This is a genomic window from Exiguobacterium mexicanum, assembly GCF_005960665.1.
Classification (GTDB): Bacteria; Bacillota; Bacilli; order Exiguobacteriales; family Exiguobacteriaceae; genus Exiguobacterium; species Exiguobacterium mexicanum_A.
Map to the genome: position 1 here is coordinate 2,041,874 of NZ_CP040676.1, position 24,889 is coordinate 2,066,762.

The window sequence follows — 24,889 nt, forward strand, 5'->3', positions numbered from 1 at the left end:
CGACCGGTCCATTGTCTTATGTGCCCTTATGACGAATTGATCGAATCGAGATGACGTTTCCGCTCTTCCTCGATTTGGGCCCGTTCGACTTGTAATTTAATCGCTTGCTCGTACAACTGTTGCCGCGATTTGACAGATTCCGCTTGTTCGAATTCTTTTCTTAACAAATTTAGACGGGCGTCTATTTCAACGAGTCGCTTTTCAAGCAAAGTTTGTTTACGCGTCTGTTCATTCTGTTCCGACGCTTCATATCCCGCCTCGAGTGCTTCCAATATTGTCTGTGCCCAAGGGTCATCTCCCCGTCGCTTGGCCGCGTTATACAGGTCTAGCATGTCATCAACCCAACGCTTTTGCATGTTCACTGGAGGTCACCTTCCTTTACCCATAGTTTAAAATAAAATGATTTTTCGGTCAAAATTGAATGTTCTGAAAATTTTTATTTAAGATATAGGTTTTTAATCACTCTTTTTTGGTAAAATAATATGAAAAGAATGTATTGTAGCATCAGTGTGCTTGAGGAGGGGAATGTATTGTCGAGTCACAATCGTCGAGAGTGGGTTGCATTTGGCTTCGTCGTAGCGTTTTTAGGGGTTGCGACCGTGAAGAAAATCGCCCGTGGAACGGCAAATGACGCCGCGGCCAATCAACACCGGGCGTCCACAATCACTACGTTGAAAGAACAATTCCAAAAAGTTGCCAAGGACGCGTCGCAAGTGGCCGCGGCCGGTAAATTGCAAGGGAAAGAATTGACGGATCAAGTGAAAGCCGAAGTCGAACGTTATCAACAAGACATTCAGCCTTCAATCGAGCGGATCCAAGGAAACCTAGACGAGCTTTCGAACGTACAGTCAGACATGACCGAAGCGAAAGCGGAAAAGACCAACTGACCGGTCTGTTGTCATCGCCCGTCGTTTTAGTCACATTGTATCCGGAAAGGATGGATCGACATGGAACATGAAAAAGAATTCACTGGCCCTGAGGCCATGCTCTATAGTCATAAAATCATTCAACTTAGTAAGGCATTGTGGAAGACGGTCGAGAAAGACTGGCAGAATTGGATCAAGCCGTTCGATTTGAACATTAACGAACACCATATTTTATGGATCGCTCACGCCCTCGGCGGCGCCTCGATCTCAGAGATCGCCAAATACGGGGTTATGCACGTATCGACGGCGTTCAACTTCTCGAAGAAACTCGAAGACCGCGGTTTACTCACGTTCTTGAAAAAGGAGACGGACAAACGAAACACGTACGTCCAATTGACGCCTGAAGGTGAAGCGCTCTTGCTCGAGACGATTCATGCGTTCGATCCGGAAGAGAACGGCGTCTTCCGCGCCTCCCTCCCGCTCCAAGAATTGTACGGGAAATTCCCGGACTTGACGGACATCACCGCGATCGTTCGCCGCTTGTATGGCGACAACTTCATGGACATCTTCGCTGAAACGTCGAAGATGATCACAGAAGAAGCCGGACGTCGCCCTGAGGATGACGAGATCAGTAAAGAAGCTTGACCTGCCGATACAGCGGTTCCGTGACGTCTAGCGCCATTCCTTGGCGCACGCACGCCTCGAGAATCGTCTCGGCCTCTAAATGAGGATGAAGCATGCCGACGAAATGAACGAGCAAAGGCTCTACGGACGACAGACCGTAGCGCGCTTGCTCGTTTTGTCGTTCTCGGATATCATCAAGCAGCGCGAAAAACGCGACGACTTCTTGCCGTGTCAGATTCGCCTTGAGCACCTCATGTTCAAAGGGCCGCTCCGACCAATCGACCGCCCCGAGCAACAGTTCCATTTGAAACGATAATTGATTGATTTTCTCTTCTAACGACACGTTCTCCACCCCATCATTTCACATTCTCTTTCATCATTATACGACACGTTTCTGTGCTATGATACTACACAGGCAAGAGAACAGCTGTTATCATTAACAAAATGTGGTATAGTCGGATTTAGAAACTTATAGATTTTTAGGGGTGGAATATATGTCAAACGGAATGACGAACGAACCGAACAAACAAAACAAGAAGTTTTCAACAGGCGCCCTCGTCGGCGCATCAGCGATTGCACTTCTCATCGGTGTCGGCGGCACATATGCGGCGACAAACGGCGGGTCTTCGGACAACTCAGAAGTTGTTTCCTTTGAAGGCGGCGAAGTGACACGCGGCGAGATCGCGGACATGAGCTACGACCGTATGGTCCCACAACTAGCTTTCCAAGAAACGATGAACGAGTTGCTTGAAAAAGAATACGGCGACAAAGTCGAACAAGACAAAGTTGACGAAGAGTTCAGCAAGACTGAAGAGCAGTTCAACTCGAAAGAAGAGTTCGAGCAAGCGATTCAACAAGCCGGTATGACTGACACGGACGAGTTCAAAGAAGCGCTCCGCGGACAAATGCTCGTCGATGCAGCGAAGTCAGAACTCGTCGAAGTGACGGACGAAGACATCGAGGCACAATTCGCGAAAGAGAACGTCGAAGTCAAAGCGAGCCACATCCTCGTTGAGACAGAAGAAGAAGCCCAAGCGATCATCAAAGAATTGAACGATGGCGCCGACTTCGCAGACGTCGCGAAAGAGAAATCGACAGACACAGGTTCTGGTGAAAAAGGTGGCGACCTCGGTTACTTCTCAGCCGGCGCCATGGTCCCAGAGTTTGAAGAATACGCGTTCCAAGAAGACGTGGTCGGAAAAGTCTCTGAGCCGGTCCAATCACAATTCGGTTTCCACGTCATCAAAGTCATGGATCGTAAAGAAAAAGATCTTAAACTCGAAGACGAGAAAGATCGCATCCGTGAAGAATTGGCAACTGAAAAAGCAGCCTCTGTCGACGCGAACAAGATCTACGCCGAGTTGATCGAGAAATATAACGTCGACGTGAAAGATGCGAAAGCTTCAACACAGTTCGACGCTGTGAAAGACGCCATCAAAGCGTCAGAAGAAGGTACAGAAGAAGCACCGGCCGAAGAATCGACCGAGCAATAAGCAAAAGACGTCCCGCGGGACGTCTTTTTTGTATGCCTTCATAGCTTCGGTTTATAAAACGCACGGTTATCGAGTGCCATGACCCGCTCAGTGAACGCTCCGGGTTCGATCCCCTCGAACGCCTTCTCGAACATGTTCATCCGGGCATCGATATTGTCGATGAAGAACAACATCTCAGCTTCCGGGAGCTGTGGCGCGTTCGCCGATCCCCACTCCGGTTTCCCGTGATGACTGAGGACGAGATGTTGGAGCAACGTCACGACTTCGCGGTCGGTCCCGAGTTCTCGGGCCACGACCTCGATTTCAGACGCCATGAGCGACAAGTGGCCGAGCAGTTTCCCTTCAAGCGTATACTCCGGCGTGATCGCATCCGACAACTCGATCACTTTCGCCAAGTCGTGGAGCACGACACCTGAGACGAGCAAATCACGATTCAATTGCGGGTACAAGTCACACATCGTTTCAGCGAGTTTCAGCATCGACAAGACATGGAACGCAAGGCCCGAATAGACCGCATGGTGGTGTCGCACCGCAGCCGGATACGTGAAGTAAGCGCCTTCGTTCCGGTCGACGAGCGCAGTCACGAGCTCACGCATGCCCGCGTGTCCGATCGCATCGATATAGCCGCGAATCCCCGTCTCGAGTTCTGACTTCGGCACTGGGGCCGAGCGCACGTATGGCGCGATGTCCGTCTCACCTTCGATGATGGAGATTTGTTTCAACTTCAACTGGGTCCGGCCACGGTAGTCCATCACTTCCCCGGAAGCATGGACAATCTTTTTCGTCGCATATTTTTCCGTATCGGCACTGTCCCATACTTTCGTCTCAATCTCCCCGCTCTCGTCGCATAGGATGAGCGTCAAATATGGTTTGCCGTTCCCGGCGAGTCCTCGATACGATTGTTTAATCATCACATATTGGTTCAACGTGTCGCCCACTTTGAGCTGCCCGATTTTAGTAGTCGTCAAAAAAAGCACCTCTCTTCTTGTCAGTACCTTCATCTTAACGAAAGTTCACGTGAGATGCCAACTTTCTTAGGAAAGCGGGAATACTTGAGGGAGAAGGAGATTGGGGGAATGGAAGATGAGTTGGAAATGGTATACACGACCCGAAGAAATCGTACAGGTCGACAATCACTATGAGGAAGCGTACACGTATTGGCTCGAACAATTGACGACGGCGAAAGTGACAAAAATCATCGTCGAACGCGATTATATGTACGGATCGCTCACGCTCGATTATGAACAGTTGGGACGCGAACCACAAAAAATCGGGCACTATTTCGTGACCCGGGACTTTTTATGGACAATCGGATTCGATGAGCTGTATTGCGAGACAGTGGCCCCGAAGCAGTACGACTCGCCAATCGAGGCGTTCTATGACCTGCTCTCTGAAAAGATGGACTATTATTTCCACGGCATCGATGAGTATGAAGAACGCTTGATGATGACCCAACGCGAGATGAGCGGGCAAGTCCCGCCCGAATTTATGAATGAGATTTTCGGGCTCCGCAGCGAGATTGAACGATGGTCTGACACTGTCGTCCCGTACCGCGAACTGCTCATGGCCGGGCGCGAGGCGTTTCTCGACATGGACTTAAACGAATTGAAAGCGTATCGTCTCGCCAAATATCGCGTCAATCGTCTTCTAACGTTGATCGAACATTACCAAGAAGACGTCATCGCGATGACCGATTTGGCTGCGACGTTATCAAACTTCCGTGGCAACGAGATCATGAAGGCGCTCACCGTTTTCACGGCCTTGACGACGCCCGTCGTCGCGTTCGGTGCGGTCTGGGGCATGAATTTCAAACAAATGCCCGAGCTCGAGTGGCCGCTCGGCTATTTGTTCGCCTGGCTTATGATCATCGGCTTTACGGTTTTGATCTATTTCTGGTTAAAGCAAAAAAATTGGATTGGGTCGCTCCTGCAATTCCCGAATCAAATCCGTAGCCAAGAAAAGTTAGATAAACAGCGCAACAAACGAAATAAGCAAAACTAGCAAAAAACGAACAAAAGTTCGGTATACTGAAAGGAGCAGATGATACAGAAAGGTGATGTTCATGGAACGATTGATCATCCATGTCGATATGGACGCGTTTTACGCCTCGGTCGAACAACGCGACCGCCCCGACTTACGAGATAAACCGGTCATCGTCGGTGGCGCCCCTCACAGCCGTGGGGTGGTCGCCACTTGTTCGTATGAGGCGAGAAAATACGGCGTGCACAGCGCCATGTCCTCACGGCGGGCGTTCGCACTCTGTCCGCAGGCGACGTTCGTCAAACCGCGGTTTCACGTCTATCGGCACGTCAGCCAACAAGTGATGGCCATTTTCAAATCGATCACGCCGCTCGTCGAACCGCTCTCGCTCGACGAGGCGTACTTGGACGTGACGGAGAATACGCTCATGAGCACGTCCGGCCCTTATATCGCGCGCTACATCCTTGGGGAAATCAAACGCCGGACCGGACTGACCGCTTCAGCCGGGGTCGCCCCGTCGAAGTTTGTCGCCAAGATCGCCTCAGGATTCAACAAACCGAACGGACTGACGGTCGTCGAGGCGGATGATGTCGAGGCGTTCCTCGCCCCGCTCCCGATCACGACGATGCACGGGGTCGGCAAAGTGACCGCCCAGACGTTGTTCAAGCACGACTACCATACAATCGCCGACTTGCAAGGCACCCGCCCCGAGCAGTTGAAGGCCATCTTCGGCCACGACCGGGGAAATCAGTTATATGAGCTCGCCCACGGTCGGGATAGCCGCCCCGTCGTCCCGACCCGGGAACGAAAATCGATCGGCTCCGAGACGACGTTCGCGTTCGACCTTGATGATCCTGAAGAAGTGTATGAACGCGTCATCCCGGAAATCGAAGACGTGCTACTCCAGCTCGACCGCCGCGAACTCAGTTGTCAGACGGTGACAATCAAAATTAAGACGAGCGAGTTCCAAGCCCGGAGCCATCAAATCAAATTGAACCATCCGACGCATGACCATGACGAGATTAAGCGACTCGCCCGCCGTCTGTTCGACGAGATGGCGATCACCGAACCGGTCCGCTTGATTGGGATGACGGTCTCGGAGTTGATTCCGCGTATCGAAACGGCCCGTCAGCTCACGTTCGAGGAGCTGACGAAACCTTCGCTTGAAGAATGAATGGTCATTCAGTACAATGGAAGCAAAGGGGGCGAACGGATGGAACAGTATACGATCACGGCGTTCGAGAACGACGGCACGGTCGTCTTGAACGATTCATTTACCGCGGCAAGCGATGACGAGGCGAAATCGAAAGGCCTCGCGATGCTCGAGGAAGCCGGGCACCTCCATAAAGGGGCCCGCATCGCACATCGCGGCCAACTCATCTACTTCGAGCGCTGTAAACTGCCAGGAAAACTGAAAGGCACGGCCTCATAACAGAAGCGCCTCGGGATTCCCGAGGCGCTTGTTCATTCGCTATATTTGGCTTCCCACTCGCTGCGCCACTCCATGTAATCGGGATGCAGCTCTTCCGCCGTCTTCCCATCGAGTGAATAGCTCGCTCCGGTAAGCGGCTCGGCCGAATCCGGATATGACGTCCCGCCGATGATCTCGCCGTCCACCATCATGACCGAGACGTTCGTCTGGCCGAGTTCTGCGACTTCATCGAGCGGATGGTTGCGGACGATGAAGTTCTCATGTCGAATGTCACGTCCAATATAGTCATCCGGCGGCGTCATCTGGACTTGCCACGTACTTTGCGTTGGCAACTCAAGCAGATCTGCATTTTCAAAGCTCGACGTTCTATACCCTTTATAAGAGACGACGTCATAGCCTTGCTCCTCTAAGTACGCCTTGGCCACTTTGGCGTCCGCCCCGAGCGTCGGTGCCGGCTGTTCGCTCTCATTCGAGCAGGCCGCAAGCAAGAACACAGCCAAAATCATCCCAACGCGTTTCCACATCATCTCTCACCTCACCGTTTAGCATTTTTTTACACATTCGGCAGAGCAAACAACATTTCCTTCAAAACGGAAAGATGAACAAAATCGTGAAGATGGCGATGACCGCTGTCACGACCTGAAGCGGCAAGCCGACTTTGACGAAATCGAAGAAACGGTAGCCGCCGATGCCGAACACCATCGCGTTCGTCGGTGACCCGAATGGTGTCATGAACGCGAGCGAGGCCGCGATGGCGACGGCGACGACGAGCGGGACGGGACTGACTTGGAGTGCCGAGGCGAGCGACAGTGCGAGCGGAGCGAATAAGACGGCCGTCGCCGTGTTCGAGATGATTTGACTCAGCACCATCGTCGCGACGAAGAGCGCAACGAGCACCCAGACCGGACCAGACTGCCCGAACGACTCACTGATCCATGTGACGAGCCACGCCATGATCCCAGCATTGTCGAGCGCTTGGCCGACCGGGATCATCGCTGCGATCAAAAGAAGCGAGGACCATTGAATCGATTGATACGCGACGTCCATTTGGCGGACGGCTCCGGTGAGCACCATGGCGAGCGCCGCGAGCCATACCGCTACCGTCGGGTCGACCCACTCGAACACGAGGAGCGTGACCATTCCGAGCATGATCAATCCCGCTGCTAGTTGATGACGTTCGGATACGGCTCGATTGGCCACTTCGGTCACATGCTCATTGGCAAGCAAGAGGTGTGTCTCGTTTCCGACCCGCTCTAAGTCGGTCCACTCCCCTTGGGCGACAAGCATGTCACCTCGTTCGAGTGGCACATCTTTCAATCGGGTGATGGCGATTTCCTCGTTCGGGCGTACGACTTGAAGCACGTTCAATCGATACTCATTGCGCAACCGGCTCTCGGACAAACAGCGGCCGACGAGCGGGCTGTCGGTCGGAATCGTGAAAACGGCGACGCCCGACTCTTTGCCGTACACATCTTTGACGTTAACCGGCTCGACGACCAATCCTTCTTGTCGGGCGATGCGGTGGACATCCGTCTCATCACCACTGACGAGGACACGCCCTTCCGTAAGCACCGTGTCGGCTCGGGCCGTGATAAACCGATGGACCACTCCTTTTCGGTGTTCGCCGACGACGACCAGGCCGTCTCGTGACCACTTGACGTCACTAAGCGTCTGACCGACGAGGCGGTGTCCTTTCGTGATGGACAGCGCATAGACGGCTACTTGCGGTATCATCAACGGATGAGCCGCCGACGAACGGACATCCCCCGCCCCGAGCAGACGGTTCCCAACGACATAGAAATATAACAGTCCGACCACAGCCACGACGAGACCGATCGGCAAGAGCGCAAAAAATCCAAGCGTTTCCCCCGCCCCTCGGAGCGTCTCCGCGGCGACTAAGTTCGGTGGCGTTCCGATAAGTGTCATCGTCCCACCGATGCTTGAGAAAAAGGCGAGCGGCATGAGCAATTTCGCCGGGCTCGTACCCATCTGCCTTGACATGGCGAGCACGACCGGAATCAACAAAGCGACCGTTCCCGTGTTCGACATCAGGCTCGACAGAAACGTCACGGTGACCATGAGGACGAGAAAGAGACGTACTTCACTCCCTTTCGCGTACGGGATGAGAGCGGCCCCTAACCGTTCGGCGAGTCCGGTGTGAAACAACCCGGCACCGACAATGAACAGTCCGGCGATCATGAGCACGACCGAATTCGAAAAACCGGCCATCGCTTCGACCGGTGTCAGTTGATTTGTCAAAACGAGCAAGAGGAGACCAATCAGCGCGACCAAGTCGGCCCGGAGCCAACCTCCGATAAAACCGATGATCATGACGGCTAAAATCACCAAGGTGACCATGACGTCCACCCTTTCTTGTGAAATGACCTACAAATAGAGTATACCACGCTTTATGTAAGCGCTATCATGAATTGGGTGACAATCTAGGCAACAAAAAAGCGGATGGCTCGATTGCCATCCGCTTCACTGTTATTGAACTTCGTTATCATTCACCATCGGAGCGTAGAGCTCTTCAAGTGGCTTCATGATAATTTTCGTCACTTCTGTGACCAGTTGATGCATGCGTTGCTCTTCTTGCATGAGCTCCATGATCAATTCGTTTTGTTGAACGCCCATCATTTTTGTCTGCGCATCCATCATCTCTTGTTCAGAGATTTCTTCGCCTTCCATTTGCTTCTGTTGAAGCGTCATTTGGATATCACGGAAGTCAGCGAATAACTGGTTCGCTTCTGCATCCGCATTGACACGGTCGTATAGTGAAGAGAGATTTGTGAACTCCTCAGAATCGCGAAGTGCTTTTTCCAATTGGTAAGCATGATCGTACAAGTTTGATTGTGACATGTGACGTCCTCCTAAAAACTATTAGGGCGTGCCGATCAAACGATGGCAATCAACCCTTGAATCAATCCAATCATACCACCTAATAAGGCGCCAAGCCATGTTATTGCCCGGAACTCTCGTTTTGAGATCGAAAGGACGATCTCTTCGAGGTACGAGGTATCGAGCGAGCTCACTTGCTCTTGAACGATTTGATCGATTTTCAGGCGATCCATGACCGTCTCCATTTGATCCGTGAAACGCGTGATAACGAGCCTCACGCCGTTCGGCACGAGTTCTTCGATGACACGGTCTTCGACGTCCCGCGTATAGGAGTGGACGGTCCGATCGAGCAGTTCCCCAACCGGGAGACGCGAGACGACTTCCGTCGTCACACCGTCAATCAACCGTTCCTCTAATCGGTCGTCGAGCAGTGTATCGACCGAGCGTTCACTGAACCGCTCGAATTCGCGCGTGATCATCGTCGCCATGCCAGACCGAGTCGAGCCACCTCGCAAGATATTGATAATCTCCGGACGAATCATTTCGACGAAATTCAAGTTTTGAACGAACCCGGCGATGAAACCAAGCCGACGTTGGACGAACGAGTCGACCATGTGCCGAAGTTGCGCCTCGCCTTCAGCCGAATAAAAGTATTCTTCTGACTTGACGAGCAGGGCGTCCACGATTTCGGGGATGATGCCGCGGACACGGTCCATCCCGTCTTCACCGAGAAGCTCATATAGTTGACGCGACTTCACATCCGCAAGGACAAGTCGGAGCTCTTGACGGAGCTTCGTATCCGCTTTTCCCAACACACGTGTCTCCGCATCGGGATAGAGCGGTTCGATGAGCGAACGAATCGTCTTGTCTGAACGAAGCATCGTCCGAACCTCACCTTGCACGAAGTGGGTAATATGACTACCGACTTGTTCATCGAGCAGGCGCTTACGCATCCCTTCAGGCGTCAACAAGTGCTTGACGACCGTCTTCCCGAGGCTCGTTGCCAATTCGTCGCGACGTTTCGGGATCAACCCTGGGGTGAACGGAACTCTCATCTTCCCGATGTATTTAGGATGATGGGGCCGAAACAACATTTTGATAGCGAGAAAGTTCGTGACTCCCCCGATTGTCGCCCCGATGGCGATCATGATGAAAATTTTTAGTAGACTGTCCAAACTGCCTGCCTCCGTTCTGAAATATGATACATTGTTTGAAGAGGTGATTGTATTGACTACGTATGATCGTATTAAATCGATTTTCCCGACCGTTGTCCATCGGTCGGAAGATGCATCCGGAGACTACATCTGGTACCAAGCACACGATGGGACCGTGTTTGGACTACCCAAAATGGAATTGAGCGAGCGTGAACGACAGCTCCTTGAATGGTCGGCGACACCGTTTGTGACGACGCGTGATCTGCGTCAAGAGAAATGGCAAGACCGCTTGCTCACAGATTCGTATCGGATTGCCCAGCCATTTCGGTTGTTGTCGCTGTCGCTCCATTATCAAGAGCCGGAATCGCTCGAGCAATTTTTAGAGATATTGCACGATTTCATGCCTGAAGCGGAAATCGTCGTCATGACGCGACATCACGTGGAAATCATCGAGATGAATCAACTCGTCGATTTGTCCGAGTTCGAGGACGTGTTACGGGCCGTGGCGAGCGATTGCTACGTTGAGGCCCATGTCATCTATAGCGAGCGACCGCTCGGTGTGTTAGGGACACTGTACCAACAACATCAAACGCTGCGCCCGTTCGCGAGACTCTCTACTAAAGCTTACCCTGCTAGTCAACTATTATACCATTACTTGCTAGAAGACCATGAGACTTTTGCCGAACGTCTCCAATTGACCGAGGCCGTATATACGACGCTCGACAAGACGAACATCGAGCTGTTAGAGGCATTATTCGCCTACTCTTTAAACGTATCCCATACGGCTAAAGCATTGTTCATGCATCGAAATACGCTCAATTATCGGCTCGATCGGCTGTACGAACTGACGGGATACGATGCCCGCCAATTCTATGATGCGAGTTTGCTTCAACTCATTGTCACGTTGCACAAATCTGAGTAAGCGTTTTTGTGCAACGTGTACATATCCAATGCAAGCGGTTTCACCGTATAATCAATCTTGTAAGCGCTATTATACAAGAACAGATTCTCAGGAGGCTAACGACATGGCAGAAATTCAATTGAACCACATTGATAAAATATACGAAGGTGGCGACTCAAAGGCAGTCAGCGATTTTAACTTGCACATCAAGGACCGCGAGTTCATCGTCTTCGTCGGACCTTCAGGTTGCGGTAAATCGACGACACTCCGTATGATCGCCGGACTCGAAGAAATCTCGAGCGGGGACTTCATCATCGATGGCAAGCGCATGAACGACGTCGCACCGAAAGACCGCGACATCGCGATGGTCTTCCAAAACTATGCCCTTTACCCGCACATGAGTGTGTATGACAACATGGCGTTCGGTTTGAAACTTCGCAAGTTTCCGAAAGATGAAATCGATCGTCGCGTCCAAGATGCGGCCCGTATCCTCGGACTTGAAGAATACCTTCAACGTAAGCCGAAAGCACTCTCAGGTGGTCAGCGTCAACGTGTCGCCATCGGCCGTGCCATCGTTCGTGATGCCAAAGTGTTCTTGATGGATGAGCCGCTCTCAAACTTGGATGCCAAGCTTCGCGTTCAAATGCGTAAAGAAATCATCCAATTGCACAACCGTCTCGACACGACGACGATTTACGTTACCCATGACCAAACGGAAGCGATGACACTCGCGACTCGCATCGTTATCATGAAAGACGGAATCATCCAACAAGTCGGTTCGCCGAAAGAAGTATATGAAAACCCGGACAACATCTTCGTAGCCGGCTTCATCGGATCACCTTCAATGAACTTCTTCCGCGGTAAATTGGCTGATGGGAAGTTCCTCGTCGGTGGTGAAGAAATCAACGTCCCTGAAGGCAAAATGAAAGGTCTTCGTGACCGCGGTTACGTCGGTAAAGAGCTCGTTCTCGGAATCCGTCCAGAATCGATCCACGATGAGCCGATCTACATCGACTCACCAACGACGCACACGTTCCGCACACATATCGACGTCGCCGAGCTCATGGGCGCTGAGTCATACTTGTACGCTGAACTTGGCGGCCACCAGTTCACGGCTCGCATCGATGGACGTTCGAACATCCACATGGGTGATGACGTCACACTCGCACTCGATATGACGAAAGCTCACTTCTTCGACACGGAAACGGAACAAGTCATACGTTAATACAAAAATCCCTTCGATTGGTTGCAATCGAAGGGATTTCTTTGTGTCAGCGAATCGCATACCGACGTTCGAGACGATGCTGCCCCGCCTGGATGAGCGTCGACAAGATCCAATAGATCGATGCCGAGAACAAGAGGAGCGGCATGACGAGATACGTCGTCGCGGCAATTTGGTCCGACACGTACGTCAACTCTTGGACGGCGATGACCGAACCGAGCGACGTCGATTTGATAATATCGATGACCGAGTTGGACACCGGTGGGATCGCACGCGATAGCGCCTGGGGGAAGATGATATCCTTGAAGCGCTTCGCACGCGGGATGCCGAGGGCGACACTCGCCTCGACTTGTCCTTGGTCGACCGAATTGATCGCCGCCCGGAACGCTTCCGAGATATAGGCCGCGAAGTGAAGGCCTAACCCGAAGATGAGCGCCTGCATCCCGCTCAACTGAACGAATCCGGTCAAACCGACGTACAAGATGAGAAGTTGCAACAAGAGCGGTGTGCCCCGGAAGAACGAGATATACGTGCGCGTGAACAAACGAACGACTTTGACAGGGCTGCTGTGTAAGACAGCGATGATCAGACCGAGCACCAAGGCGAGGAGAATCGACAGGATACTGGCGATCAACGTCAATTGTACGGCTTCGATATAGGCCGAACGGTTCTCGATGACGGTCGTGATCAGTTCACTCATTGACTGATGTCCTCACCGAAGTACTTCTCACCGATCTCAGCCATCGTGCCGTCTTCTTGCATTTCAGCGAGCGCCTCGTTCAAGCCTTCGAGCACGTCCGAGTCTTGGCGTGTCATGAAGCCGGCTTCGCTCTTGTTGAAGACGTCACCTACCGCTTTCACGTCGTAACCTGTCTTCTCTAGCTCCGTCAAGATGAAGAGACGGTCGTTGAGCGCCGCATCGAGACGTCCGACTTGAAGGTCTTGGAGCACTTGGTTCGCGCCTTTGTAGAACTTCACTTCAGCACCGGCTTCTTCAGCGAGCTTGGCGTAGACCGATCCTTGTGTCGAGCCGACGACTTTGCCGTCGAGGTCATCGATGCCTTGAATGTCTTCGTTGTCCGAAGCGACGATGACTTGCGCACCTGATACCGCGTACGGAGTTGAGAACGCGTATTTCTCTTCACGTTCTGGGGTGATACTCATTTGGTTGGCAATCATGTCGATGCGTTCCGCGTCGAGTGCTGGAACGAGTCCTTTGAAGTCCATCGGCTCGTATTCGACCGTGTAACCGGCACGCTCGGCCGCTTCGTTCAATACGTCGATGTCATACCCTGTGATTTCACCTTTGTCTTTGTACGTGAATGGCGGGTACGTCGCTTCTGTCCCGACTGTGATGACGGCTTCTTCTGAGCCGCTGTCTGTCTCTGTCCCGCAAGCCGCGAGCACCCCGAACGATGCTCCGATTGCAAGTACTGCTGTTAATGATTTTTTCATGGTAATTTCCGCCTTCCTGATAATCCGTATATGATTACATGGTTATGAACAATACACTCATCATACTGACGGGGGCATATCTTGTCAAACAAAAGACACCACCCTCGTCAGGGCGGTGTCGTCGATTAATCGATTGCTTTCGCTTGCTTCATGACATCGCGTTCAATCGCTTCCCGTTTCACTGTCGTTTTCTCCGCGCTATCGGCGTGGACACTGAAATAGAATTTGATTTTCGGTTCGGTCCCAGACGGACGCAGGCAGAACCATGAGCCGTCCTCGAAGATGAATTTGAGTACGTTCGACGACGGCAACTCGATCGCTTCCGTCTCGCCTTGCTGCAAGTTTTTCGCGACTTGTTGCTTATAGTCTTCAAAGCGGACGACTTCGTACCCTCCGACTTCCTGCGGCGGATTGGCGCGGAACGCCTCCATCATTCGACCGATCTGTTCGAGACCGGCTTTCCCTTTCAATGTCATCGATTGGAGCGACTCTTCATAGAAGCCATACTTCTCATAGACAGCTTGGAGCGCATCGTATAACGTGCGTCCTTGTTGTTTATGGAAGGCTGCCATCTCAGCGCCGAGCAAGCACGCCTGGACGGCATCCTTGTCACGGCAGAAGTCGCCAATCAAATACCCGTAGCTCTCTTCGTAGCCGAACAAGAACGTATATTCACCAGATTCTTCATATTGTTTGATCTTCTCACCGATGAACTTAAAGCCGGTGAGCGTATTCTCGAGGTGAACCCCATACGCCTTGGCGATGGCCGCGCCAAGTTCAGACGTGACGATCGTCTTCGCGACGAAACCGTTCGTCGGAAGCGTCCCCGTCTCGACTTTCTGAGACAGAATGTAATCCATGAGGAGCGCCCCGGTCTGGTTCCCCGTCAAGACGAACCATTCGCCGTTGCGGGCACGGACCGTGAAGCCGACACGGTCGGCGTCTGGGTCCGTCGCCATGAGCAAGTCGGCGCCGACGCGGTCGCCGTACTGCATCGCGAGCTCAAACGCGGCCCGTTCTTCCGGGTTCGGATAACTGACCGTCGGGAACGACCCGTCTGGCTCGGCCTGCTCCTCGACGATGGTGACATGTTCAAATCCATACGCCTTCAACCCTTCCATGACCGGGCGACGTCCCGTCCCGTGGAGTGGCGAGTAGACGATTTTAAGCGGGTCTCCTTGCACATCCGTATGAATGCGAATCGATTGAAGGGCCTCCATATAAGCCGCATCGACCGACGCATCGACGGTGACGAGCGTGCCGTCGGCGCGGAGTGGGGCTTCATCTTGGACTTCGATCTTTAATTCGTCTTCGATTGCGTTGACGTACGAGACGAGCTCATCGGCCTCGGCCGGTGGCAACTGTCCGCCATCGGCACCGTATACTTTAAAACCGTTATATTCTGGCGGGTTGTGGCTCGCCGTGATGACGATGCCTCCAAATGCGTTTAAATGTCTGACGGCGAACGACAACTCTGGTGTGGCCCGCAGGCTTGGGAACAAGTATGTCTTAATCCCGTTCGAGGCGAGCGTACGCGCCGCTTCGAGCGCGAACTCCGGCGAGAAGTGACGTGAGTCGTGGGCGATGACAACGCCGTGACGTTTCGCTTCTTCGCCCGAGGCAGCGATAAAGTCCGCGAATCCTTGCGATGCCTTACGAATCGTATACATGTTCATCCGGTTCGCACCTGGTCCGATTTCCCCGCGCATACCGCCCGTCCCGAATTCGAGCGTCTTATAAAAGGCGTCCTCGAGCGACGTCTCGTCTTGCTCCATTTCCTCAAGCTCGGCGCGCAAGTGCGGTTCGAGCGCCTCGTGTTGTTTCCATCGGTCATATGTCTGTTGCCATGTCATGGTCAGTTCCCCTTTCGACATTCAAAAATTCAATCGAAGTACTCGCCAATTTGTTCCATCTTGTATACGATGGGAGTAACGAAACTTCGAGGTGATACTATGTTTCCAACTATGCGTGCCCAAGAATTGAAACACATCGTCCATACGGACTCGATTCGCTTTATTGATTGTCGTTATTCATTAAACGACGCCTCATACGGAAAATATGTGTATCGACAGGGGCATCTCCCGAACGCCGTCTTCCTCGATTTGATGGAAGATTTATCTGGTCCCGTGTCCGAACACGGTGGGCGCCATCCACTGCCGTCAAAAGAAGCATGGACCGAGACGCTTCGCCGAATCGGGATTCAAAAAGATGACTTGATCATCATTTACGATGACGGATTCCCTTATGCCGCCCGTGCTTGGTGGTTATTCAAATGGGCCGGCCATGAGCGTGTCATCGTGCTCGAGGGCGGGATTCAGTCCGGAATCACTTACTGCGGCGAGACGACGACGGACGTTCCGTCCTACCCCGCCTCAGATTACGTCCCAGCGTTCCAAGACGAGATGATTGCGACGATCGAAGACGTCCGTGCCGCCACGGTCACGGGCGGGCTCTATGATTCACGGACGGCCGACCGGTACGACGGCAGCCATGAACCGATTGATCGCAAACCGGGCCATATCCCGAACGCCGTCCTTTGTCCGTATGCCGAAGCCGTCACCGACCTCGGCACACTTCAAGATTTTCATGATTTGAGAGAGCTGTACGCCAACGTCCTCGACGTCCCCAACCCCATCTTCTATTGCGGGAGCGGAGTCACCGCCTGCGTGAACATTTTGGCGTTACACGCCCTCGGTAAAGATGACGTCCGGCTGTACCCAGGGTCTTACTCTGATTGGATCAGTTATCCAGAAAACACGGTCCACCCGTAACGGGTGGATCGCTTTTTTTATTTCACGCTCGTCGGTTTGATGTTCCAGACGGCGTTCGCGTATTCAGTGATCGTCCGGTCACTCGAGAAGATTCCCGATTTGGCCGTGTTGACGATTGAACTCTCGGCCCAGCGTGCTTTGTCCGAGAACACCTCGTCGACGCGTCGTTGCGCCTGCATGTAAGACGCGAAATCTTTCAACACGAGGAAATCGTCATTATAGACGAGAAGCGAGTCGAAGATGGCTTGGAATTGGTATTCTCCGACCTTGTCGAACGTTCCGTTGACGAGGGCGTCGACGACATTACGCACTTCCGTGTTCGCATGGTAGATGTCGGCCGCATGATAACCGCCGAACTTCTTGTAGTTCATGACTTCTTGCGGTGTCAATCCGAAGATGAAGATGTGATCGTCCCCGACCGCATCGCGAATCTCGATATTGGCCCCGTCGAGCGTCCCGATTGTAAGCGCACCGTTCATCATGAACTTCATGTTGCCGGTACCTGACGCCTCGTAGCTCGCCGTCGAAATCTGTTCACTCAAATCCGAACCTGGGAAGATTCGCTCCGCCATCGAGACGCGGTAGTTCTCGAGGAAGACAATCTTGATGAAGCGGCTCGCCCGCTTATCGTTGTTGATCATGGCCGCGAGCGCGTTGATATAACGAATGACTTCTTTCGCGTAATAGTAGCCCGGCGCCGCCTTCGCACCGAAGATGAATGTCCGTGGCACCATCGTGAACGTCGGGTCCGCTTGAATCTTCTGATAGAGCGCGTGGATATGCATCGCGTCCATCAATTGACGTTTATAAGCGTGGAGCCGCTTGACTTGAACATCAAAAATCGACTCCGGGTCGACGGCGATGCCCGTCTCTGCTTGAATGTAGCCGGCGAGGTCAAGTTTGTTCTGTTGCTTCACGTTCATGACCTGTTCTTGGAAGCTCGCATCTTTTGACACGCCCATCAACTTCTCAAGATCGTTCGGGTGTTCGATCCATGACGAACCGATCGCATCGGTGATCAAGTTCGAGAGTCGCGGATTTGACTTGAGGAGCCAGCGGCGGTGCGTGATCCCGTTCGTCTTGTTGTTGAAGCGCAGCGGGAACATCTCATACAAATGACGCATCTCACGTTGCTTCAAAATATCGGTATGGATGCGGGCGACCCCGTTCGTCGAGTGCGAGCCGACGACGGCAAGGTTCGCCATATTGATGTGTTGGTTCGACACGATCGCAATCTCGCCCATGTGCGGCTCGAGATGTGGATAGTTGACGAGCACATCTTTACAGAAGCGACGATTGATTTCCGTGATAATTTGATAGATGCGCGGCAATAACCGTTCATACATCTCGACCGGCCACTTCTCGAGCGCCTCGGCGAGAAGCGTATGGTTCGTGAATGACATGACGCTCTTCGTCACACGCCACGCCTCATCCCACCCGTAACCGTGGTCGTCCATCAAGATGCGCATGAGTTCGGGGATGGCCACGACCGGATGCGTGTCATTGATGTGGACGGCGTAATGGTCGCCCAAGTGCTTCAACGATTTATTATGACGTAAGTAAGACGCAATCATCGACTGAACGCCCGCCGAAACGAAGAAGTACTGTTGCTTCAAGCGCAACACTTTTCCTTCATATGTCGTGTCGTCCGGGTAGAGAAACTCAGAGATGGTCGCAATCGACTGCTTGTATTTGAGCAAGTCTTTGTACGAACCTTTCGTCCGTTCCATGTACTCCTCGTCATCAAACGGCGACTCGGCGTTCCAAAGGCGGAGCGTGTTGACGACGTCGTTTTTGTAGCCGATAATCGGCATGTCGTAAGGTACGGCTCGGACGACTTCATCCGGATGGTGGACGACGCGAAGCCGGTCCCCGATTTGTCGCATCTCGATCCAACCGCCGAAATTGACGTCGACAGCCCGGTCAGCCCGTCGTGTCTCCCACATGTTGCCATCACGGAGCCAGTTGTCCGGCAACTCGACTTGATAGCCGTCGACGATCTTTTGTTTGAACAAGCCGTAACGGTAACGAATCCCGTTCCCGTGCCCAGGCAGGCTGAGCGCGGCGAGTGAATCGAGGAAACATGCCGCCAAACGACCGAGCCCCCCATTCCCGAGACCCGGTTCCGGTTCATATTCCGTGATGTCGGTGAAGTTGAAACCAAGTTCGTCTAACCCCTCTTGCACGACTTCTAAGACGTCCATGCTGAGCAGGTTGTTATACAGAAAACGGCCGAGTAAAAATTCAAGTGAGAAATAAATGACTTGTTTACTCTGTTTTTCTTCGTGCTTGTCGCGGGTGTTGATCCATTTCGGGATCGCCTGTTCGCGCACCATCGTTGCCAACGTTTGATACACTTCCTGCTCGGTCCCTTCATCAAACGACTTCCCGTTTAATGCGACGAATCTCTCTTGAAATGAAGTGACGAAACTCTGTTTATCTGTAAACATATGTGTGTAAAACTCCTTCCGGTCATGCGAATAGGTGATACAACTCACGGTATTGCTTTGCGGATTGTTTCCAGCTGAAGTCCGCAGTCATCGCTTGATGGACGAGGGCGTTCCAATTGTTGTCGTCGTAGAAGACACGAATCGATTTCTCAATCGTCGCGAGCATCTCGTGGGCGTTGTAATTCAAGAAACCAAATCCCGTACCCTCTTGTGTGTACTCATTATACGGCTTGACCGTGTCGCGTAACCCACCCGTCTCGCGGACGATCGGGAGCGTCCCATAGCGCATCGAGATGAGTTGGCTCAGACCGCACGGCTCAAAGCGCGACGGCATGAGGAATGCATCCGATCCCGCGTAAATCAATTGTGCGAGTTCAATGTCGAAGCCGATATACGACCCGACCTTGCCTGGATGCGTCGCCGTCATCTCGTGAACGATGCCCTCGTATTCGGGTTGACCCGATCCGAGGAAGACGAACTGACAGTCCAAGTTTCCGAGCTCTTCACTCACGGCTTCGATCAAATCGAGCCCTTTTTGCTCGACGAGTCGACTGACAAAGCCAATCAACATGATGTCGTCACGTACTTCGAGACCAAACCGCTCTTGCAGGACGCGCTTGTTGACGAGCTTCCCTTCCTTCACCGTATCGAGGTCATACGGTTGCGCGATGCGCTTGTCCGTGCTCGGGTCGTTCGTCGCCAAATCAAGGCCGTTCAAAATGCCCCGGACGTCAACTGACCGGTATCGAAGCGCCGCGTCGAGTCCTTCCCCGTAGTACGGTTCCATAATCTCGTCGCGATACGACGGACTGACCGTTGTGATTTGATCGGAATGAACGATTCCGGCCTTCATGTAGTTGACGAGACCGTTATGTTGAATCCCTTCTGCTGTGAAGTGTTCCGGACCGAACTGTAACAGCTCGCCGAGGACCGCTTCCGGGAAGATGCCTTGATATTGCAGGTTATGGATGGTGAACACCGTACGGATACGTTGATACGCCTCGAGGTGTTGATAATGAATCCGTAAAAAGGCCGGGACGACGCCCGTTTGCCAGTCGTGACAATGGAGCACGTCCGGGATCTCCTCTGCTTCGAGTTTCCCGATCATCTCAAGGACGGCCCGAGAGAAGAATGCGAACCGCTCGGCATCATCGTAATGGCCGTAGAGCACGCCTTCCCGTTTGAAATAGTACTCGTTATCGATAAAGTAGAACGTGACCCCATCGCGCACAAGTTTCAGGACGGCACCAAACTGCTTGCGCCATCCGACCGGTACGATCAAGTCGAATAGATACTCCATCTCGTCCACATATTCCTGAGCAATCGAGCCATACTTCGGCATAACGACACTCACATCTTCACCGAGGCCAGACACCGCTTGAGGGAGCGAGCCGATGACATCGGCAAGCCCCCCCGTTTTCATGAACGGTGCCGCTTCTGAAGCGACATACCATATTTTCATAATATCCCCCTTTAAACCGTTGTCCGTTTTCCGATGACGATCGGTTCGTCGACCGTACCTCGAATGACTTGTCCTCGTTTGACGACCACTTCTTTATCTAAAATGGCGTTCTCGACGACAGCGCCTTCTTCGATGATCGACTTGGATAAAATGATTGAGTTTTTGACACGGGCGTGCTCACTGACGACGACACCGCGGAAGAGAATGCTGTTTTGAACTTCTCCGCTGATTTTACAGCCGTTTGCGACGAGCGCTTCATTCACTTTCGACCCTTTCAAATAACGGGTCGGCGGCTCATGTTTAATCTTCGTATAGATATGCGGGAAGTCATAGATAATCCCTTCCCGACGAAGTAAGCGCATACTTTCATTATAGTATGAAAAGACAGAATGAATCACCTGCATTTTGCCAGTATAGTGATAACCGTGTACGTGCAGACGGTGAAGCTGCGGACGGATGACCCCGTCAAGCAAGTCGTACTCGCCTTTTGACGTCGCTTCGTCGACGAGACGAAGGAACAAATTCTTCGACATGATAATCGTCTCGGTATACGTGTACTCATCGTCCGGGCTGTATCCGCGCTCACCGATACCGACGACACGGTCGTTTTCACCGAGACGGATTGGGCGGCAATACCCGCATTTTTGTTCGTGAGCGGCATAACCGAGTGTGATGTCCGCACCCATCGATTTATGATGGTCGAGCATGTCTTGGAAGTCGATCGTCGTCAACACGTTCGATCCGGTGATCACGACGTACGGCTGTTTGCTGCGTACGAAGTGTTCGCGGTGCATCGAGAAGTTGGCCAAGTCGCCGAGGTACGCTTCCCCGTCGGGCTTGAGCGCCGGCGGGAAGATGTGTAGCCCCCCTTGCGAACGGTCCAAATCCCATTCTTTCCCTGAACCCAAGTGGTCCATGAGCGAGCGATACTTATCGAGCGTGAAAATACCCACTTGGTTGATGCCTTGGGTAATCATATTCGTCAATGTGAAATCAATCAGGCGATAACGCCCAGAGAACGGGACAGCAGCTAAATTGCGATGCCCCGTAAATTCTGGAAACAAGCCCTCTTCGGTCCCTAAGTTGATGACCCCTAACAAATCATTCGTCAACAATAACGCCTCCTTGCGTCGGTCTTTTTTTAAATTAAGCACGTTGTTTGAAGACTGTGCCGCTCTCGATATTTTCATGTGGTTCAATGACAACGATCTCACCGCCCGGCTCACCGACCGTCGCACCGTCCTCAATGACGGCACAGCTCGCGACGATGGCTCTATGAATCGTTACATCTTTTCCGATTCGTGCTCCAGGCATGATAACCGAGTCTTTGACGAGCGAGCCTTCACCGACGCGCACATCATAGAACAAAACTGAATGTTGAACTTCGCCCTCAATCCGGCAACCTTCATTAATGACCGATTGTTCGACACAGGCATCTTTGCCGATGAACTGTGGCGTCTGGTTCGGGTTGACCGAGTAGATTTTAAAGTCCGGATCATATAGATCAAACGGTGGATCTTCTTCGAGTAAGTCCATGTTGGCTTCCCAAAGCGATTGAATCGTCCCGACGTCTTTCCAGTAACCTTTAAATTTATACGCGAACACGTCTAAACCGTCGAGGAGCGTGTTCGGAATGATGTTTTTACCGAAGTCGAAGCTTGATGTCTCGTCTTCTGCATCTTGGATCAAGTGCTCCCGTAGCACTTCCCAGTTGAAGATATAAATCCCCATCGAAGCCAAGTTGCTCTTCGGTTTCTCCGGCTTCTCATCGAACTCATTGATGCGAAGATCATCGCTCGTGTTCAAGATCCCGAAACGCGGTGCTTCATCCCAAGGGACTTCCATAACTGAAATCGTGACGTCTGCTTGCTTCTCTTTATGGAAATCGAGCATCTTCTCATAATCCATCTTGTAAATGTGGTCCCCCGATAGAATCAACACGTACTCCGGATCGTAATCGTCGATATAGCTCAAGTTCCGATAAATCGCATTGGCCGTACCTTCGTACCAGTTTTTTCCCGACTGCGCTTGGTATGGCGGTAAGATGGCCAAGCCTCCATTGCGGCGGTCCAAGTCCCAGGCCGACCCGATGCCTAGGTAACGGTTCAACTCAAGCGGTTCATATTGTGTTAACACGCCCACCGTCGTGATTCCCGAATTGGTACAGTTCGATAATGGAAAATCGATGATCCGGTACTTCCCTCCAAAGTTGACAGCAGGCTTCGCTGTCTTCCGTGTGAGAGGCCCGAGTCGTTTCCCTTCTCCTCCTGCGAGGAGCATTGCAACCATTTCTTGCTTCATAGTACAGCCTCCTAAATTCATAATATAACCATCTATTACCCTCTTTCTCTATTTCCTAATGTATTCCTGCTCAAATTATTATATGATAACGTTTACATTTTGAATTTTATCTAAAGATTGACGATATAATGAATAAAGAGAGAGGTGAGACGATGCGAGCGTGGATTGGGACACTATTTTTTGCCGGTTTGCTAGCCACCGGTCTGACAATCAGCGGGGCGTTGAAAGAGGAGATTGAACAGACGAAGCAGATTTTGACGTGGGGCGAAAAGACAGTCGATGCGGCCCCGCTCGCTTCGAAGCATGCCGTCACATTGACGTATAAAGGCGGGACAGAACAGCTCTATTTGAGCGGCCGACGTGATGACGTCTCCGTCGCCCGCTTGCCGGCCCATATCCGTGAGGCGATCATGGTCATTGAAGATCGTAAGTTCAACGCCCACCCAGGTTACGACCTCGGCGGGATTGCCCGGGCGTTCATTCACAACGCCAATGAATCGTCGTTACAGGGCGGAAGTACGATCACGCAGCAGCTGGCTCGTAACGTGTATTTGACTCATGAACGGACATATGAACGTAAAGTGAAAGAACTTTTACTCGCTCGAGCACTGGAAAAACAATATAGTAAGAAAGAAATTATGACCGCCTACAGTAACGTCATCTTCTTTGGACATAACGTTTATGGTATCCAAGCAGCTGCCGATACGTACTTCGCTCGTCCGCTCGAAGATTTAAATTGGAATCAAATCGCTTTCCTGTTGACCGTACCAAACAATCCATCCCTCTATGATCCGCTCCAACCTTCATCCGGATTTTATGAGCGTAAGGACCGCATCCTCACTCAACTGCGGGATGCCGGCGTGCTATCGAAGCAAGCTTACGAGACGCACCACGGTGTGAAGCTGAAGGCGACCTATCGCCAGCACGTCGTCCGCTATCCCGATTATATGGATACGGTCATGAAAGAAGCGATTCGACTCGTCCGCTCCCGCTACGACCTCGATGAAGACGCGGCCAGAGACTACTTGGCGACGAATCAAGCGACGATCGACACGTATCTGTCTGTCGCCCGACAGCAACAAGCAAAACAAGTGATGACGAAACTGCCGAACGGTTTAAACGGTGGCTATGCCGAGTTGACGCCGAAAGGCCGAATCGTCGCCCTCGTTGATTCAGAAATGACTCAGAGCGGTGAATTCAACCGGGCCACGCAAGCGTTCCGTCAACCCGGGTCGGCCATCAAGCCGGTCCTCGTCTTCGCGCCTTTCATCGAAGAGACCGGTGCGAAACTCGATACGATCCTTGACGGCCGGCCGGTCTGTTACGGAACATATTGTCCGACAAACAGCGGCAATCGCGTCCTCGGGGATGTATCGTTCCGCGATACGGTCGCATACTCTTACAACACGCCGGCGCTCGCTGCCTTCACCGCGATTGACCAGGAAACGGCGTTCGCCACGGCCGACCTAATGTTCAGCCAATGGGACGCTAAAACGGATAACAGCCTGGCCAGTGCGCTCGGCGGATTGACTCAGGGCGTGTCACCGAAAGAACTCGCCGCCGCCTATACCCCGTTCTTAAATCAAGGGGTGTACGTGTCAGGTCAAACCATCAAACAGATTCGTTTCGAGTCGGGAGCCCCAACGCTCACGCCAAGCGTGACGCAACAAGCCGTCTGGTCGAAATCGACCGTCACGACGATGCGCGAAGCGTTGTCTTCCGTCACGACGTACGGGACCGGACGGTATGCCGGTCAAATCAAACGTCCTTATGTCGGCGGCAAGACCGGTACGACGAACTCACATAAGGACATGTGGTACGTCGGCTTGACCGACGAGACAATCACGGCCATCTGGCTCGGCGCCGATACGCCGCGCCCGTTCCCGGAACTCGCCAACCGGGCCTATCCTGCCATCGTCTGGACGGAGGCACATCGCTAA

Annotated in this window: 24 protein-coding genes; 10 read left to right on the plus strand and 14 right to left on the minus strand. The window is 52.5% G+C overall.

Annotation, left to right across the window (positions count from 1 at the left end; genetic code table 11):
- Positions 1-26: 26 nt before the first annotated feature.
- Positions 27-356, minus strand: coding sequence for a hypothetical protein (locus tag FED52_RS10845; protein ID WP_240731254.1), 330 nt, complete (start codon positions 354-356; stop codon positions 27-29).
- Between the two features lie 174 nt (positions 357-530).
- On the opposite strand from FED52_RS10845, the gene FED52_RS10850 reads away from it, so the two are divergent.
- Positions 531-887, plus strand: a complete 357-nt coding sequence (locus FED52_RS10850) for a hypothetical protein (protein ID WP_235420126.1) — start codon at positions 531-533, stop codon at positions 885-887.
- Positions 888-947: 60 nt separating this feature from the next.
- Positions 948-1,511, plus strand: coding sequence for an HTH-type transcriptional regulator Hpr (locus tag FED52_RS10855; RefSeq protein ID WP_138859884.1), 564 nt, complete (start codon positions 948-950; stop codon positions 1,509-1,511).
- Here the strand turns inward: FED52_RS10855 and FED52_RS10860 are convergent.
- Positions 1,495-1,833 carry a DUF1878 family protein gene (locus FED52_RS10860; RefSeq protein ID WP_235420124.1) on the minus strand — a complete coding sequence of 113 codons (339 nt, stop codon included), beginning with the start codon at positions 1,831-1,833 and terminating at the stop codon, positions 1,495-1,497. The genes FED52_RS10855 and FED52_RS10860 overlap by 17 nt on opposite strands.
- A gap of 151 nt (positions 1,834-1,984) precedes the next feature.
- Here FED52_RS10860 and FED52_RS10865 point away from each other — a divergent pair, with 151 nt between their 5' ends.
- Positions 1,985-2,983, plus strand: coding sequence for a peptidylprolyl isomerase (locus FED52_RS10865; protein WP_138859885.1), 999 nt, complete (start codon positions 1,985-1,987; stop codon positions 2,981-2,983).
- A gap of 38 nt (positions 2,984-3,021) precedes the next feature.
- Here the strand turns inward: FED52_RS10865 and FED52_RS10870 are convergent, their stop codons facing one another.
- The gene (locus FED52_RS10870; protein ID WP_404584220.1) at positions 3,022-3,894 is read right to left on the minus strand and encodes an HD domain-containing protein; all 873 of its coding nucleotides are present in this window, start codon (positions 3,892-3,894) and stop codon (positions 3,022-3,024) included.
- Between the two features lie 172 nt (positions 3,895-4,066).
- Here FED52_RS10870 and FED52_RS10875 point away from each other — a divergent pair, with 172 nt between their 5' ends.
- From FED52_RS10875 to FED52_RS10885, 3 genes are all read left to right on the plus strand, one after another.
- Complete coding sequence (locus tag FED52_RS10875; protein WP_138859887.1) at positions 4,067-4,984, plus strand: magnesium transporter CorA family protein; 918 nt, start codon at positions 4,067-4,069, stop codon at positions 4,982-4,984.
- Between the two features lie 61 nt (positions 4,985-5,045).
- The gene (dinB, locus tag FED52_RS10880; protein ID WP_240731255.1) at positions 5,046-6,137 is read left to right on the plus strand and encodes a DNA polymerase IV; all 1,092 of its coding nucleotides are present in this window, start codon (positions 5,046-5,048) and stop codon (positions 6,135-6,137) included.
- Positions 6,138-6,176: 39 nt separating this feature from the next.
- Positions 6,177-6,395 (plus strand): YhzD family protein, encoded by a 219-nt coding sequence (locus FED52_RS10885; protein WP_240731256.1) that lies wholly within the window; start codon positions 6,177-6,179, stop codon positions 6,393-6,395.
- Between the two features lie 32 nt (positions 6,396-6,427).
- Here the strand turns inward: FED52_RS10885 and FED52_RS10890 are convergent, their stop codons facing one another.
- The 4 genes from FED52_RS10890 to FED52_RS10905 all read right to left on the minus strand — a co-directional run bounded on the left by FED52_RS10890 (position 6,428) and on the right by FED52_RS10905 (position 10,381).
- Complete coding sequence (locus FED52_RS10890) at positions 6,428-6,922, minus strand: hypothetical protein (protein WP_138859889.1); 495 nt, start codon at positions 6,920-6,922, stop codon at positions 6,428-6,430.
- Positions 6,923-6,980: 58 nt separating this feature from the next.
- Complete coding sequence (locus FED52_RS10895; protein ID WP_240731257.1) at positions 6,981-8,753, minus strand: SLC13 family permease; 1,773 nt, start codon at positions 8,751-8,753, stop codon at positions 6,981-6,983.
- Between the two features lie 129 nt (positions 8,754-8,882).
- The gene (locus tag FED52_RS10900) at positions 8,883-9,254 is read right to left on the minus strand and encodes a YlbF/YmcA family competence regulator (RefSeq protein WP_138859891.1); all 372 of its coding nucleotides are present in this window, start codon (positions 9,252-9,254) and stop codon (positions 8,883-8,885) included.
- A gap of 35 nt (positions 9,255-9,289) precedes the next feature.
- Positions 9,290-10,381, minus strand: a complete 1,092-nt coding sequence (locus FED52_RS10905) for a DUF445 domain-containing protein (protein ID WP_138860334.1) — start codon at positions 10,379-10,381, stop codon at positions 9,290-9,292.
- 70 nt (positions 10,382-10,451) lie between these two features.
- On the opposite strand from FED52_RS10905, the gene FED52_RS10910 reads away from it, so the two are divergent.
- Positions 10,452-11,309 carry a PucR family transcriptional regulator gene (locus FED52_RS10910; RefSeq protein WP_240731259.1) on the plus strand — a complete coding sequence of 286 codons (858 nt, stop codon included), beginning with the start codon at positions 10,452-10,454 and terminating at the stop codon, positions 11,307-11,309.
- Between the two features lie 103 nt (positions 11,310-11,412).
- A complete protein-coding gene (locus FED52_RS10915; RefSeq protein WP_034776508.1) occupies positions 11,413-12,513 on the plus strand; it encodes an ABC transporter ATP-binding protein in 1,101 nt (366 codons plus the stop codon).
- Positions 12,514-12,559: 46 nt separating this feature from the next.
- Here FED52_RS10915 and FED52_RS10920 read toward each other — a convergent pair whose 3' ends face one another.
- From FED52_RS10920 to FED52_RS10930, 3 genes are all read right to left on the minus strand, one after another.
- The gene (locus FED52_RS10920; RefSeq protein WP_131472220.1) at positions 12,560-13,210 is read right to left on the minus strand and encodes an amino acid ABC transporter permease; all 651 of its coding nucleotides are present in this window, start codon (positions 13,208-13,210) and stop codon (positions 12,560-12,562) included.
- The gene (locus tag FED52_RS10925) at positions 13,207-13,965 is read right to left on the minus strand and encodes a transporter substrate-binding domain-containing protein (protein WP_131472218.1); all 759 of its coding nucleotides are present in this window, start codon (positions 13,963-13,965) and stop codon (positions 13,207-13,209) included. The genes FED52_RS10920 and FED52_RS10925 overlap by 4 nt, the downstream gene beginning before the upstream one ends.
- 125 nt (positions 13,966-14,090) lie before the next feature.
- Positions 14,091-15,818, minus strand: a complete 1,728-nt coding sequence (locus FED52_RS10930) for a phospho-sugar mutase (protein ID WP_138859892.1) — start codon at positions 15,816-15,818, stop codon at positions 14,091-14,093.
- Between the two features lie 99 nt (positions 15,819-15,917).
- Between FED52_RS10930 and FED52_RS10935 the strand changes: the two genes are divergently transcribed.
- Complete coding sequence (locus FED52_RS10935; protein WP_240731260.1) at positions 15,918-16,736, plus strand: sulfurtransferase; 819 nt, start codon at positions 15,918-15,920, stop codon at positions 16,734-16,736.
- A gap of 17 nt (positions 16,737-16,753) precedes the next feature.
- Here FED52_RS10935 and FED52_RS10940 read toward each other — a convergent pair whose 3' ends face one another.
- From FED52_RS10940 to FED52_RS10955, 4 genes are read right to left on the minus strand one after another with little or no spacing between them, the layout of a single operon-like run.
- Positions 16,754-19,186, minus strand: a complete 2,433-nt coding sequence (locus tag FED52_RS10940; protein WP_034776498.1) for a glycogen/starch/alpha-glucan phosphorylase — start codon at positions 19,184-19,186, stop codon at positions 16,754-16,756.
- A gap of 22 nt (positions 19,187-19,208) precedes the next feature.
- On the minus strand, positions 19,209-20,648 hold the full coding sequence (glgA, locus tag FED52_RS10945) for a glycogen synthase GlgA (RefSeq protein ID WP_138859893.1): 1,440 nt from the start codon (positions 20,646-20,648) through the stop codon (positions 19,209-19,211).
- 11 nt (positions 20,649-20,659) lie between these two features.
- The gene (gene glgD / locus FED52_RS10950; protein WP_138859894.1) at positions 20,660-21,760 is read right to left on the minus strand and encodes a glucose-1-phosphate adenylyltransferase subunit GlgD; all 1,101 of its coding nucleotides are present in this window, start codon (positions 21,758-21,760) and stop codon (positions 20,660-20,662) included.
- 34 nt (positions 21,761-21,794) lie between these two features.
- Complete coding sequence (locus FED52_RS10955) at positions 21,795-22,949, minus strand: glucose-1-phosphate adenylyltransferase (RefSeq protein ID WP_138859895.1); 1,155 nt, start codon at positions 22,947-22,949, stop codon at positions 21,795-21,797.
- Between the two features lie 152 nt (positions 22,950-23,101).
- Here FED52_RS10955 and FED52_RS10960 point away from each other — a divergent pair, with 152 nt between their 5' ends.
- Positions 23,102-24,889, plus strand: a complete 1,788-nt coding sequence (locus FED52_RS10960; protein ID WP_240731261.1) for a transglycosylase domain-containing protein — start codon at positions 23,102-23,104, stop codon at positions 24,887-24,889.